At 73.7% G+C, this 13,517-nt stretch carries 12 protein-coding genes; 2 read left to right on the forward strand and 10 right to left on the reverse strand.

The genetic code is table 11. The features are described from left to right. Window positions 1-40 precede the first annotated feature (40 nt). From ABZ449_RS08945 to ABZ449_RS08980, 8 genes are read right to left on the reverse strand one after another with little or no spacing between them, the layout of a single operon-like run. A complete protein-coding gene (locus ABZ449_RS08945; RefSeq protein ID WP_360342529.1) occupies window positions 41-2,101 on the reverse strand; it encodes an NADH-quinone oxidoreductase subunit L in 2,061 nt (686 codons plus the stop codon). Next, window positions 2,098-2,490: an NADH-quinone oxidoreductase subunit NuoK gene (gene nuoK, locus ABZ449_RS08950; protein ID WP_360342532.1), complete on the reverse strand. Its 393-nt coding sequence runs from the start codon at window positions 2,488-2,490 to the stop codon at window positions 2,098-2,100. Before nuoK ends, ABZ449_RS08945 begins: the two co-directional genes overlap by 4 nt. Then, a complete protein-coding gene (locus tag ABZ449_RS08955) occupies window positions 2,490-3,236 on the reverse strand; it encodes an NADH-quinone oxidoreductase subunit J (RefSeq protein ID WP_360342535.1) in 747 nt (248 codons plus the stop codon). Before ABZ449_RS08955 ends, nuoK begins: the two co-directional genes overlap by 1 nt. Further along, window positions 3,233-3,802: an NADH-quinone oxidoreductase subunit I gene (locus ABZ449_RS08960; RefSeq protein WP_360342538.1), complete on the reverse strand. Its 570-nt coding sequence runs from the start codon at window positions 3,800-3,802 to the stop codon at window positions 3,233-3,235. The genes ABZ449_RS08955 and ABZ449_RS08960 overlap by 4 nt, the downstream gene beginning before the upstream one ends. After that, window positions 3,799-4,752 carry an NADH-quinone oxidoreductase subunit NuoH gene (nuoH, locus tag ABZ449_RS08965; RefSeq protein WP_360342692.1) on the reverse strand — a complete coding sequence of 318 codons (954 nt, stop codon included), beginning with the start codon at window positions 4,750-4,752 and terminating at the stop codon, window positions 3,799-3,801. Before nuoH ends, ABZ449_RS08960 begins: the two co-directional genes overlap by 4 nt. 2 nt (window positions 4,753-4,754) lie before the next feature. Further along, window positions 4,755-5,891, reverse strand: a complete 1,137-nt coding sequence (locus ABZ449_RS08970) for an NADH-quinone oxidoreductase subunit C (RefSeq protein WP_360342541.1) — start codon at window positions 5,889-5,891, stop codon at window positions 4,755-4,757. After that, window positions 5,888-6,535 (reverse strand): NADH-quinone oxidoreductase subunit B family protein, encoded by a 648-nt coding sequence (locus tag ABZ449_RS08975; protein ID WP_360342544.1) that lies wholly within the window; start codon window positions 6,533-6,535, stop codon window positions 5,888-5,890. Before ABZ449_RS08975 ends, ABZ449_RS08970 begins: the two co-directional genes overlap by 4 nt. Continuing rightward, the gene (locus ABZ449_RS08980; protein ID WP_360342547.1) at window positions 6,526-6,942 is read right to left on the reverse strand and encodes an NADH-quinone oxidoreductase subunit A; all 417 of its coding nucleotides are present in this window, start codon (window positions 6,940-6,942) and stop codon (window positions 6,526-6,528) included. The genes ABZ449_RS08975 and ABZ449_RS08980 overlap by 10 nt, the downstream gene beginning before the upstream one ends. A gap of 383 nt (window positions 6,943-7,325) precedes the next feature. On the opposite strand from ABZ449_RS08980, the gene ABZ449_RS08985 reads away from it, so the two are divergent. After that, window positions 7,326-8,495, forward strand: coding sequence for a sensor domain-containing protein (locus tag ABZ449_RS08985; RefSeq protein ID WP_360342695.1), 1,170 nt, complete (start codon window positions 7,326-7,328; stop codon window positions 8,493-8,495). A gap of 133 nt (window positions 8,496-8,628) precedes the next feature. Here ABZ449_RS08985 and ABZ449_RS08990 read toward each other — a convergent pair whose 3' ends face one another. Next, window positions 8,629-9,693: a trypsin-like peptidase domain-containing protein gene (locus ABZ449_RS08990; RefSeq protein WP_360342698.1), complete on the reverse strand. Its 1,065-nt coding sequence runs from the start codon at window positions 9,691-9,693 to the stop codon at window positions 8,629-8,631. Window positions 9,694-9,949: 256 nt separating this feature from the next. Between ABZ449_RS08990 and galE the strand changes: the two genes are divergently transcribed. Beyond that, window positions 9,950-10,936: a UDP-glucose 4-epimerase GalE gene (galE, locus tag ABZ449_RS08995; RefSeq protein ID WP_360342550.1), complete on the forward strand. Its 987-nt coding sequence runs from the start codon at window positions 9,950-9,952 to the stop codon at window positions 10,934-10,936. A gap of 57 nt (window positions 10,937-10,993) precedes the next feature. Here the strand turns inward: galE and ABZ449_RS09000 are convergent, their stop codons facing one another. Continuing rightward, window positions 10,994-13,405, reverse strand: coding sequence for a PQQ-binding-like beta-propeller repeat protein (locus ABZ449_RS09000; RefSeq protein ID WP_360342553.1), 2,412 nt, complete (start codon window positions 13,403-13,405; stop codon window positions 10,994-10,996). Window positions 13,406-13,517 lie beyond the last annotated feature (112 nt).

Genomic DNA, 13,517 nt, shown 5'->3' on the forward strand with positions numbered 1-13,517 from the left:
CAGCGGTCGAGGGGACGGAGGTGGAGGACGTCGGCACCGGCTACACCGCCACCAGGACGGCCAGCAGGACGACGGCGGCCAGCAGGGCGCTGAGGTAGGTCTGCGCGTTCCCGGTCTGCGCGAGCCGGACGGCCCTGCCGAGCAGGTTGGCACCGATGCCGCTGCCCTGCACGTAGCCCTCGACGACCTCGCGGTCGAGGAAGCGGACCAGCTTGGCGGCGGCGACCACCGGGCGGACGAACAGCGCCCGGTAGAGCCGGTCGACGCCGAAGCCGTGCCGGGCCGGACCGAACAGCGGGCCGAGCAGGGTGCGCCCGGGATCGGCGACGATCACCTCGGTGGCCGGGGCTCCGCCCTGTTCGGGCACCCGGCCGGCCACGGCCGGGGCCGGGCGGCCGGTGCCCAGTCGGGCGGTCGCCGAGCGCCAGGCGCCGTACGCGGCGAGCACGCCGACCACGGCGAGCCCGGTGCCGGTGACGGCGGTGACGGCGGAGGGCCGCAGCGAGCCGCCGTCCAGGAGCGCGGGCAGCCAGTCCGAGCGCAGGCCGGCGACGCCGAAGCCCATGGTCGGCACGGCCAGCACCCACAGCGGCCAGCGCATCGCCGGCGGCTCGGCCGTGGCCGGGTCGGCCTCGTCGAGCTCGGGCGAGTACGGCGCGCCGGCCTCGTGGTCGGCCACGACGGTGCCCCGGTCGGCGGCGGGCAGCACCTGCGGTGCGGCCGCGGCGGCCCCGGCCGGGCTGTGGAACGCGACCAGGAACAGCCTCGCCGCGTAGGCGGCGGTGAGCAGCGCGGTGAGTCCGGCGGAGATCAGCACGATCCACCCGGCCGCCTGCGGCACCGCCGAGGCCGGGCCGAGCCCGTTGGTCAGCGCCTCGCCGTTGGCGGCGTGCTCGGCGGCGGTGAGCACCGCTTCCTTGCTGAAGAAGCCGGAGAACGGCGGCAGCCCGACCAGGGCGACGAGCGCGATGCCCATCGTCCAGTAGGCGTCCGGGACGCGCTTGCGCAGCCCGGGGATGCGGGACATCGCGGAGATCGAGTTGGTGTGCGCGGCGTGGATCACCACACCGGCGGCCAGGAACAGCAGCGCCTTGAACGCGCCGTGGCTGACCAGGTGGAAGACGGAGGCCTCGCGGTCCCCGCTGGCCAGCGCGCCGGCCATGTAGCCGAGCTGGCCGACGGTGGAGTAGGCGAGCACCCGCTTGAGGTCGTCCTGGGCGAGCGCGCAGAGCGCCGAGCCGATCATCGTCACGGCGGCCATCACCGCGAGCACGACCAGCGCCGCGCCCGACAGCAGGAAGACCGGCAGCAGCCGGGCGACCAGGTAGATGCCGGCCGCGACCATGGTGGCGGCGTGGATCAGCGCGGAGACCGGGGTCGGGCCGGCCATCGCGTCCGGGAGCCAGGTGTGCAGCGGGAACTGCGCGCTCTTTCCGGCCACGCCGGCGAGCAGCAGCAGGGCGGTCAGCGTCGGGTGCCCGAGCCTGCCCTCCGTCGCGGCCGCCAGCACGTCCGTGACGCGGAAGCTGCCGGCGTCCGCGCCGAGCAGGAAGATCCCGAACAGGAACGGCACGTCACCGAGCTTGGTGACCAGGAAGGCCTTCAGCGAGGCCGAGCGGGCGTCCGCGGTCTCCCAGTGGTGGCCGATCAGGAAGTACGAGCACAGGCCCATGACCTCCCAGCCGACCAGCAGCACGATCAGGTCGCCCGAGTAGACCACCAGGAACATCGCCGCGGTGAACAGCGAGACCAGCGCCGCGTACGAGGGGTAGCGCGGGTCCTCCTTGAGGTACGCGGTCGAGTAGACCTGGACGCACGTGGCGACCAGGCCGACCAGCACCGAGATCAGCGAGCTGAAGCCGTCCAGGTGGAGGGCGAGGGCGATGTCGGGGCCGCCGGTCGGGGTGAGCCGGGTGGCGGCGTCCAGGGTCTGGCCGGTGCCGAGCTGGAGGGCGACCACCAGGGCGAGCACCGCCGAGACGGCGACCGGGACGATGGCCAGCGGCCGGGCCAGCCCGGGCGCCTTCTTCCCGACGGCCAGGGTCGCGGCGGCGCCGAGCGCGGGCAGCGCCGGGACGAGTACGGGCAGGGCGAGGTTCATGCGGCGGCCTGGCCCTTCAGTGCCTCGGCTCCGGCCGGCGCCTCGGCGTCGACCGGCGTCTCCTCGACGGCGAGCGCCTCGGCCGGGTCGCCGAGCGCGGTGACACGGTCGATGTCCGCGGTGCCCCGGGCCCGGAACAGCAGCAGGACGATGGCGAGCCCCAGCCCGATCTCGGCGGCGGCGACGGTGATGGTGAACAGGGTGAGCGCCTGCCCGGCGTGCAGCGAGTCCCGCAGCCAGGCGTCGAAGGCGACCAGGTTGAGGTTGACGGCGTTGAGCATCAGCTCGACGGACATCAGCACCAGGACGGAGTTGCGCCGGGCGAGCACGCCGTACACGCCGACGCTGAACAGCAGTGCGGCGAGGACGACGGGGTAGGCGAGGTGCATCAGCCCTCCTGCTCAGAGGTCGACTGTCCGGAGGCCGCATCGGAGGCCGCCCCGGAGGCCGACTGCCCGGAGGCCGGCGCGGGAGCCGGAGCCGGCTTCGGCGCGGTCGCGGCGACCGTCCCGTTGGACCCGACCGGCCGCCCGGCGCGCAGCTTGCCCGCCCGGGGCGCCGGCACCCGCCGCTTGGAGCCGCGCGACAGCACGATCGCACCGACCAGCGCCGCCAGCAGCAGCACGGACAGCGCCTCGAAGGGCAGCACCCAGTGCCGGAACAGGCTGGCCCCGGTGACGGCGGCCGATCCGCCGCCCTGCCCGAGGTCGATCCAGGAGGTCCGGAAGGCGTCGACGACCAGCGTGACCAGCGTCCCGGCCGAGGCCAGCGCCACGACCAGGGCCACCCAGCGGTTCTTGGAGTCGGCGTCCGGCGAGCGCCCGATCGGCGCCTTGGTGAGCATCAGCCCGAACAGCACCAGGACGACCACCGAACCGAGGTAGATCAGCACCTGCACCCAGGCGATGAACTCGGCCGTGAGCAGCAGGAACTCCACCGCCAGCCCGCCGAGCGCGGCCACCAGCCAGAGCGCGGCGTGCACCAGCTGCCTGGTGGTCACCGAGACCACGGCCGAGCCGAGCACGGCGATGCCGACCAGCAGGAAGACGATCTCCTGGCCGGTCGGGGACAGGAACGAACGGGCGGCCGGCTCCAGGGAGCCGGTCGCCGCGAGAAGCGTGGTGGCACCGATCACGCGTCGTCTCCCTTCTCGTCGGTAGCCGGTTCCGCGGCAGCCGCGGCAGCCGCGGCCAGCTTGTCCGCCGCCTTGCGCGCGGTGGCGATCTCCTTGGGCTCCTCGGCCGCCGGGTCCAGCGCCGGCGGCGCGGGGACGGTCCACATCCACTCGCGGAGCTTCTCCCGCTCGTGGGTCAGCTCGTGGATGTCGGTCTCCGCGTACTCGAACTCCGGCGACCAGAACAGCGCGTCGAAGGGACAGACCTCGATGCAGATCCCGCAGTACATGCAGAGCGAGAAGTCGATCGCGAACCGGTCCAGCACGTTGCGGGTGCGGGCCCGGGCGTTCGGCTCGGCGGCCGGCAGCGTCTCCTTGTGGGAGTCGATGTAGATGCACCAGTCCGGGCACTCGCGCGCGCAGAGCATGCACACCGTGCAGTTCTCCTCCAGCAGCGCGATGACGCCGCGCGAACGCGGCGGCAGCACCGGCTGCACGTCGGGGTACTGCGCGGTGACGCTCTTCCGGGTCATCGTCCGCAGCGTCACGGCCAGGCCCTTGGCGAGGCCGGCTCCCGGAAAACTCATGAGATCGCCACCTTGATGATGCCGGTGAGGGCCAGCTGGACCAGCGCGAGCGGGATCAGGCCCGTCCACGCGAAGCGCATCAGCTGGTCCTCGCGCAGCCGCGGGTAGGTGACCCGCAGCCAGATGACCACGAAGGCCAGCGCGAAGGTCTTGAGGATCATCCAGAGCCAGCCGAGCTGGTCCGGCATCGGCCCGTGCCAGCCGCCCAGGAAGAGCACCGCGGTCAGCGCGGAGACCACCAGGATGCCCGCGTACTCGGACAGCAGGAACAGGGCGAACCGCAGACCGGTGTACTCGGTGTACGCGCCGAAGATGATCTCCGAGTCGGCGACCGGCATGTCGAACGGCGGACGCTGGAGCTCGGCCAGACCGGCCGTGAAGAAGACGAACGCGCCGATGATCTGCCAGGGCAGCCAGTACCACTGCCAGGCGTCCACGATCCCGGGCAGCGACAGCGTGCCGGCGGCCATCGCCACCGAGGCCGCCGCCAGCACCATCGGCAGCTCGTACGACATCAGCTGCGCGGCCGTGCGCAGGGCGCCGAGCAGCGAGAACTTGTTCGCCGAGGCCCAGCCGGCCATCAGCTTGCCGATCACGCCGACGCCCATCACGGCCAGCACGAAGAACAGGCCGGCGTCGACCGCCTGGCCGACGAAGCCGTCCGGACCGACCGGGATCGCCAGCAGGACGAAGAGGTACGGCAGCAGTGACACGGCGGGCGCCAGCTGGAAGATCCGGCGGTCCGCCCCGGCCGGGACGATGTCCTCCTTCTGCGCGAACTTCACGCCGTCCGCGACGAGCTGCGCCCAGCCGTGGAAGCCACCCGCGTACATCGGACCGAGCCGGCCCTGCATGTGCGCCATGACCTTGTGCTCGGTCTGGCCGATGACCAGCGGGAGGACCAGGAAGACGACGAGGGTGGCGACGCAGCGCAGCACCGTGTCGAACAGGTTCACGTGCCGTCTCCGTCCTGGTCGGCCGCTCCGGCCGAGGTCTCGTCCTGCTGCGCGCCCGGTTCGCCCTGCTCCTCGCCCGGCTTCCCGCCCGACGGCTTCTCGTCATGGGCGGGCACCGGGTTGTGCCAGGGCGCGTCGGAGGACCGGGGCGCGTCGGAGGGCCTGGGCCGTACCGGAGCCGCGGGCTCCGCGGCCGGCTCGGACGCCGGCTCGGCGGCCGTCTGACTGGCCGACCCCGCGGAGACCGACCTGGTCCGCCGCGGCCGGTCCGCCCGCACCGGAGCAGCACCCTCGGCACCGGCGGCGGGAGCGGCGGGAGCAGCAGGAGTGCCCGGGGTCGCGGAAGCCTCGGCGGCCGTCTGACTGGCCGACCCCGCGGAGACCGACCTGGTCCGCCGCGGCCGGTCCGCCCGCACCGGAGCACCACCCTCGGCACCAGCCCCGGCAGCGGAACCGGCACCAGCCCCGGCAGCGGCTCCGGCGGCAGCGGCACCGGCCGCCCGGGGCGTCCGCGCCGCCGCACCCGCCGCCCGCGCACCGCGCGCGGGCCGCTCGGCGACCGGCGGAAGGGTGCCCTTGAGCGGCCCCCACTCGTTCGGGTCCGGCACACCGGCCGGCTGCATCTTGCGCCGGGCCGGCCCGCCACCGTGATCGGACTCGCCCGGCTCCTTGGCGCCCGGCCAGTCCTTGGCGACCCGCGCCGCGAGCACGAACTCCTTGCGCAGCGGGTTCCCCTCGAAGCCGTCCGGCAGCAGCAGGGTGGCGAGGTAGGGGTGCCCGGGGAAGTCGATGCCGAACATCTCGTGGGTCTCGCGCTCGTGCCAGGCGGCACCCGCGTACACCGGGACGGCGGTCGGCAGCGCCGCCTTGTCGCGCGGCACCCGGGTGCGCAGCGCGAGGTGCCGCACGCCCGGCGCCTCGACGGCGGCCAGGTGGGCGACCACGGAGAAGCCCTCGGCGAGCTCGTCGACGGCGCTCAGCCAGTCGAAGAAGCCCAGGCCCAGGACGTCCCGGGCGTTGGTGAGCGCCTCGATCCAGTTCTCGGCCGGAACGTCGACGGTGATCAGCCCGTACGCCTCGGCGCCGGTCGCCCACTCCCCGACCGACGCCGCGCACTGCTCGGCGGAAGTCACGAGACCCCTCCCTCGTCGGAACCGCTCGAAGGCCCGGTCACCAGCGGACGGCGCAGTGCCGACGCGGGCGCCGCGTAGCGCTCCGGCAGGGACTCGGCGGCGATCTTCTCCTGGAGCTTGAGGATGCCCTGGAGCAGCGCCTCCGGCCGCGGCGGGCAGCCTGGTACGTAGACGTCCACCGGGATGATCTGGTCCACGCCCTTGGTGACCGAGTAGGAGTCCCAGTAGGGCCCGCCGGAGTTGGAGCAGGCGCCGAAGGAGATGACGTACTTCGGCTCGGGCATCTGCTCGTAGAGGCGCTTGACGGCGGGCGCCATCTTGTCGGTCACCGTCCCGGAGACGATCATCAGATCAGCCTGACGGGGTCCGGGCGCGAACGGGATGACACCCATCCGGATGAAGTCGTGCTTGGCCATGGACGCGGCGATGAACTCGATCGCGCAACAGGCCAGCCCGAAGTTGAAGCACCAGAGGCTGTAGCGGCGGCCCCAGTTGAGCACCACCTTGACCGGATCCGGCGCGAGCCGGGCCAGCGGTCCGATGCCGCGGCGCTCGACGGCGCCCGGACGGGCGGGGTCCGGCAGGCCGAGCGGAACGGGACCGCCCTGGGCACCGCCGTGCGAGTGGGAGTGCGTCACGTCCATTCCAGAACGCCCTTCTTCCAGGCGTAGAGCAGTCCGACCGCGAGGAAGCCGATGAACAGGAACATCTCGATCAGCGTTCCGGCGCCGTACCCGGCGGAGGCGAAGACGGTCGCCCACGGGAACAGGTAGATCGCGTCGACCGCGAAGATCACGTACAGGAAGGCGTACACGTAGTAGCGGACCTGGGTGTGCGCCCAGTCCTCGCCCACCGGGTCCACTCCGCACTCGTACGCGAGGAGCTTCTCGGGCGAGTACACCACGGGTCGCAGCAGCCGGTTGGCGGTGAACGCCACGACGACGAAGAGCACCCCGACGACGGCCAGCAGGCCGATCGCGGCGTACGCGTCGAAGTAGCCGCTGCCGACCGCCGGGTCGGCCGCGACGGCAGCCGCGTGCTTCCCCTCCATGCCTTCGCCTCCACCTCGGCCGTGAATCCGCCCTCAGGACAGTTCTACGACGTTTGCTCTCGCAGGCCCAACCATGGCCAAAGCGTGAGTCTAAGGGGACCGCTCCGCTCCGCCCGAACCCTGCCCGGTCCGCAAGACGGCCGGTGGACACCCCGGTGGAACTCCGGCGGAACTCCGACCGACCTTCCGCGGAACTCCGGCGGACCTCCGACGGCCGGGGCCGTGGTGGGGTTAACCCCCGGCCGGGAAGATGTATCACCCCCATGGCACCCACCGCCCGCCGTTCGGGAAGCTTGGTCCAGCCGCACGACGAAGAGGGACGGTAGATCCGGATGAAGCCGCTGCACCGCGCCGTGGGCGCCATCAGGGAGCAGGACGCTCGGATGGAGCGCCCGCCGCTGTACGGCCCGAAGATGTGGCACCAGGTCGGCCGACTGCTGCTCAACCTGCCGCTCGGCATCTTCGGCTTCCTGGTGGCCGTGACCACGCTCTCGGTCGGCCTGGGGCTGTCGATCACCGTACTCGGCCTGCCGCTGCTGGCCGGCGGCCTGGCCGTCTCGCGCTCCCTGGGCGCGTGGGGCCGGCAGCGGGCGCGGTCGGCGTACGACTCCGCGATCGACGAGCCGGAGCCGGTGAAGCCGCGCCGCCCGGGGGTGGTCGGCTACACCATCGCCCAGCTCACCGACCTGCTGAACTGGCGCTCGGCGCTCTACAACGTGCTGATGCTGCCCTGGGGCGTGCTCAGCTTCGCGCTGACCCTGGTCTCGGTGATCGCGCTCTGGCCGGTGCTGCCCTGGGTGGTCCGCGCCCTGGCCTCGGTCGACCGCATCCTGATCGAGTCGCTGCTCTTCCCGGGCGCCCTGGCCGAGCGGGTGCGCGAGCTGGAGGACGACCGCGGCACCGTGGTCGACACCGCCGCCGCCGACCTGCGCCGGATCGAGCGCGACCTGCACGACGGGGCCCAGGCCCGGCTGGTCGCGCTGGCGATGGACCTCGGCATGGCCAAGGAGCGACTGCGCGAGGTGGAGAGCGAGGACGACATGGCGGCCGCCACCAGGATGGTCGACAACGCCCACGGCGAGGTGAAGCTGGCCCTCCAGGAGCTGCGCGACCTGGCCCGCGGCATCCACCCGGCGGTGCTCACCGACCGCGGCCTGGACGCCGCGCTGTCCTCGGTCGCCGCCCGCTGCACCGTCCCGGGCGGGGTCCGGGTGAGCGTCGACCTGACCGGCTCGGACGGGGAGCCCGAGCGTCCGGACTCGGCGGTCGAGGGCATCGCCTACTTCACCGTCAGCGAACTGCTGACCAACGTCTCCAAGCACGCCGGCGCCCGCTCCGCCTCGGTCGAGGTCTGGCGCTCGGACGACCAGCTGATGGTGCTGGTCCAGGACGACGGCAAGGGCGGCGCGGCCCCCTACCCGGGCAGCGGCCTGGGCGGACTGGCCGAGCGGATCCGCGCGGTGGACGGGGTCTTCCTGGTGGACAGCCCCGAGGGCGGGCCGACCACCGTCACCGTCGAGCTGCCCTTCCGCACCCGCGCCGCCCGCCGCTGACCGCCCCCTCCCCGGCACGGCAGGGCGCCGGGACCTCGTCGAGGCGGAGACGGGGTCCCGGCGCCGATCCGGTACGGCACCCGGCCCGCCGAACCCTTGCGCGGCGTGCGGCCCGGCGTCCCCGTACCGGGGCTCAGGGCGAGGTCTGGGCGGGCGCCAGTTCGCCGAGGGTGACGTCGGCGGTCATGGTCTCGCCGTGGCGGGTGTAGGTGACGGTGACCTTGGTGCCCGGGTTGAGCGAGGCGAGCGCGGTGGTGAGCGCGTTCAGCGAGTCCACCCGGGTGTCGCCGATCTTGGTGATGACGTCCCCGACCTTGAGCCCCGCCGTGTCCGCCGGCCCGCCCGGCGTGATCGCCACGATGACCGCGCCGGACGGCTGGAACTGCTGGTCGAAGTTGGTCCGGACGGTGACGCCGAGTGCGGCCCGGCCGGAGTTGGTGACCTTGCCCTGCTTGATCAGCTGGTCGGCGATGTTGGTGATGGTGCTCGCCGGGATGGCGAAGCCGATGCCGGGGGCGGCCGCGCCGTTGGTCTGCGGCTCGGTCGCGGCGAGCGTGTTGAGGCCGATCACCTTGCTGTCCAGGTCCGCCAGCGCCCCGCCGCTGTTGCCCGGGTTGATCGCCGCCGAGGTCTGCACCATGTTGCCGATCGTGGCGCCCGGCGACCCGGGGCCCTGGGGCTCGGAGACGGTCCGCCCGATGGCCGAGACGATGCCCTGGGTGACGCTGCTGGAGAGCCCCAGCGGGCTGCCCATGGCGAGGGTGATCTGGCCGATCTGGACCTTGCTCGAATCGCCGAAGCTGGCCGGCTTGAGACCGCTCGGCGGGTTGTTCAGCCGGATCACCGCGAGGTCGGAGTCGGGGTAGCTGGCGACCAGACCGGCGTCCAGCGCCGTGGTGCTGTTGGCCAGGGTCACCGTGAAGGTGGTCGCGGTGCCGACCACGTGGGCGTTGGTGACGATGTCGCCCTTGTCGTCGTAGACGATCCCCGACCCGAGGCTGTCGCCGGTGGTGATCTGCACCACGGAGGGCAGCACGTTGGCGATCACCTCCTGGTAGGCGTCCTGCAGCTGGGTCCCGCCGTTCGACGGGGCGGAGGCCGCGGGGGCCTGCGGGGCGGCGGCGCCCTGCGCCGAGCCGGTGACGGCGACGGTGGACGAGGAGGACGGACCGCTGCTGCACCCGGCCAGCGTCAGCACGGCCGCCAGCGCCACCACGAGGGCCCCCGGCAGCCGCCCGCCCGGTGCCCCGGGGCCGATCGGCCGCGGCCCACCGGGCAGGGGGCGGGTGTGTTCCTTGTGACGGCGCACCTGGCTGCCTCCGATTCGTCACCGCGCCGAGCGGGCGCGGATATGGACGCACGGAAATCTTTGTCAGCTTTTCACCGTTTTGTCTGCTTTGCGGCCCCGACTCGCCCGAACGTGGCGATCGAATCCGAACGCCTAGGATCGGCACATGACTTGGTTGATCACCGGCGGTGCCGGATACATCGGCGGACACGTCGTCCGACAGCTGCTCGACGCCGGGGAGCGCGTCGCCGTCCTGGACGACCTCAGCACCGGCGACGCCTCCCGGCTGCCGGCCGGCGTCCCCCTGATCGAGGGCTCCACCCTGGACCGCGCCGCCCTGGACGCCGCGATCCGCGACCACGGCGTCGAGGGCATCCTGCACTTCGCCGCCAAGAAGCAGGTCGGCGAGTCCGTCGAGCAGCCCTTCCTGTACTACCGCGAGAACATGATCGGCCTCCAGACCGTCCTGGAGGCCGCCGCCGAGGGCGGGGTGAAGCGCTTCCTCTTCTCCTCCTCCGCCGCGGTCTACGGCATGCCGGACGTCGACCTGGTCACCGAGTCCACGCCCTGCGCCCCGATGAGCCCGTACGGCGAGACCAAGCTGGCCGGCGAGTGGCTGGTCGCCGCGGCCGGCAAGGCCCACGGCATGTCCACCGTGGCCCTGCGCTACTTCAACGTGGCCGGCGCCGCCTCGCCCGAGCTCTCCGACGCCGGGGTGTTCAACCTGATCCCGATGGTCTTCGAGCGGCTCACCGCCGGCGAGGCCCCGCGGATCTTCGGCGACGACTACCAGACCCCGGACGGCACCTGCGTCCGCGACTTCATCCACGTCTCCGACATCGCCTCGGCGCACGTGGCGGCCGCCAAGCGGATGGCCGCGGACCCGGCCGGCGCGACCTCCCTGGTGCTGAACATCGGCCGCGGCGAGGGCGTCAGCGTCAAGGAGATGCTGGAGGTGATCGGCAAGGTCACCGGCTACGACACCGCCGCCGAGGTGACCCCGCGCCGCGCCGGCGACCCGGCCCGCGTGGTGGCCTCGGCCGACCTGATCCACCGCGAGCTGGGCTGGACCGCCCGTCACGACGTGACGGAGATGGTCTCCTCCGCGTGGGACGGCTGGTGCAGCCGCCACCCCGGGGCCCGCAAGGCCTGAGTCCCGGCCCGGGGCCCCGGCCCGACGGCGCCGGTCCGGCGGTGCCCGCCCCGCGGTTCAGCGGGCGGGCACCGCCGTGCCGTAGAAGGCGTCCAGCGCGTACACGCAGCGGTCCTTGGAGCCGACGAAGACCCGGCCGCCGACCGCCACCGGCGAACCCGTGAGCTCGCCCTTGGTGCCGAGCTCCCAGCGCAGCTGACCGCTCGCCAGGTCCAGGGTGTGCAGCGAGTGGTCCCGGCTGCCCAGGTGCACCAGGCCGTCGGCCACCGCCGGGGAGCCGACGATCTCGCCGCGGGCGGTGTAGCGCCAGCGCTCCCGGCCGGTGGCCGCCTCGAAGGCGTACAGCACCTCGCCGTTGCCGACCAGCACCATGCCGTCCGAGACCACCACCGGGTCGGCTCCCTGACGGCGGCCGGTGACCCCGCGCCAGCGGTCCAGGCCGGTGGCCGCGTCCAGCGCGTGGACCGTGCCCAGGTAGTCGGCCACGTAGACCGCGTCGGCGTCCAGGGCGGGCGGGGTGAACAGCACCACCGGGGCCTCGAAGCGCCAGCGCTCGGCCCCGGTGGCCGCGTCCAGCGCGTACACCCGGGTGCCGGCCGACACGTACAGCACGCCGCCGCGCTCGACCGGGTGCGAGGGCACGTCCTCGCCGACCGGGAAGGACCAGCGCAGGCCCGCGCCGCGCGGGTCCACGCAGCGCAGCCGCCCGCCGCCGTAGTAGTAGGCGGCGCCGCCCACCAGGACCGGGCCGGACTGCGGGTTCTCGTAGTCCTGCTGGGCGTCGTCGGCACGCCACAGCTCGGCGCCGTTGGCGGCCGAGCGGAGCTGGACGCCGCCGCCCCTGATGCCGCAGCAGAGCACGCCGTCGGCGGCGGAGAGCGAGTAGACCCAGCCGTCCAGCGAGGTGCGCCAGCGCTCGGTGCCGTCCGCGGTGTCCACCGTGTACAGGTGCGGGCCGTCCGCGGCGTGCACCCGGCCGGCGTCCACCGCGAGCGCCCAGGCGACGTCCCGGGTCTTGTAGCGGCGCTCGCCGGAGGCGATGTCCAGCGCGTGCACCTCGAAGCTGGAGACGAAGAGGGTGCCGTCGGCGACCACCGGGGTGCCCCAGACGTCGTTGGACATCCGGAACCGCCAGGGGCGCCAGCGGGCGACCGGCGGGGGCGGCGGGGTCGGGGCCCGGCGGACCCAGTCGGTCGTGGCCGGGGCGGTGCTCGGGCCGGGCTGCTCGTGCTCGGCCCGCGGCCCCGGGCCTATCCGCACCGAGGCGCCGGACAGCTGGACCTCGACGGAGCCGCCGGCGGGTGCCCGGTGCCGGTTCGGGGAGGCGATCTTCGCGGTCGGGATCTCGGCGGACGGGTGCGGGCCCGGCTGCGGCAGGCTGTGCACCGGCCCGGCCGGCGGCTGGGCGTGCCGCCCGCCCGGGTTGGTGCGCGGGTCGGCCGGTCCGAGGTGCTGCGGCGGGACGTGCGAGGGCGGGGCCTGGGGGTGCGGCGGCTGGTGGTGCGGCGGCTGGTGGTGCGCGGACGGCTGCGGCGGCTGGGCCGGGCCGGCCGGCGGCCGCGACGGCGGGGCGGCCGGCCGCCGGCCCCGCTTGCGCTCGATCAGCTCCAGCGCGTTGGCCGGCAGCCAGTCCCCGGCCTCGCCGGAGGCGTCGTCCCGGGAGAAGAGGTGCGGGGCCAGCTCGGTCTGGATCTGCGCCGGGGTGGGCCTGCGCTCGGGGGCCTGCTGCATGCAGGCGCGGACCAGGTCCATCAGCTCGCGCGGCATGCCGGTCAGGTCCGGCTCCTCGCGCAGCAGCTGGAACACCGTCTCGACCGGGTTGGAGCCCCGGTAGGGCGGGTGCCCGGTGGCGCAGAAGACCATCAGCGAGCCGAGCGAGAAGACGTCGCTGGCGCCCCGGACGGTACGGCTGTCCCGGGCCTGCTCGGGGGACATGTAGGCGGGGGTGCCGACCGCGACGTTGGTCATGGTGAGCCGGGTGCTGGACACCCCGGCCGCGATGCCGAAGTCGATCACCTTCGGGCCGTCCTCGACCACCAGGACGTTGGAGGGCTTGAGGTCGCGGTGGATCAGCCCGGCCGCGTGGATGGACTGGAGGGCCTCCGCGATGCCGGCGACCAGCCAGCGGGTGGCCTCCACCGGCAGCGGGCCGCAATCCTCGACCAGGTCCTCCAGCGAGGGGGCCGGGATGTAGGCGGTGGCCAGCCAGGGCACCCGGGCGTCCGCGTCCGCGTCCACCACGGCCGCCGTGTAGAAGCCGCCGACCGTCTTGGCCGCCGCGATCTCCCGGGCGAAGCGGACCCGGAACAGCTCGTCCTCGGCCAGCTCACCCCGCACGGTCTTGATGGCGACCCGCCGCCCCGACGCGGAACGCGCCAGGTACACCAGACCCATCCCACCCGCGCCGAGCCGCCCCAGCACCTCGAAGGGCCCGATCCGCCTCGGATCGTGCGCCGTCAGCTGGTCCACTCCGCTGCCACCTCCCCGTTGTCCGCACCCGCCGCGTGGTGCCGGACCCGATTCTCCAATGCCGTCCCACGCATATCCAACCTCCCCCACCCGCCGGAACCCGCCGTCCGGG

The sequence above is a fragment of the Kitasatospora sp. NPDC005856 genome (genome assembly GCF_040629945.1).
In the GTDB taxonomy this organism is placed as follows: domain Bacteria; phylum Actinomycetota; class Actinomycetes; order Streptomycetales; family Streptomycetaceae; genus Kitasatospora.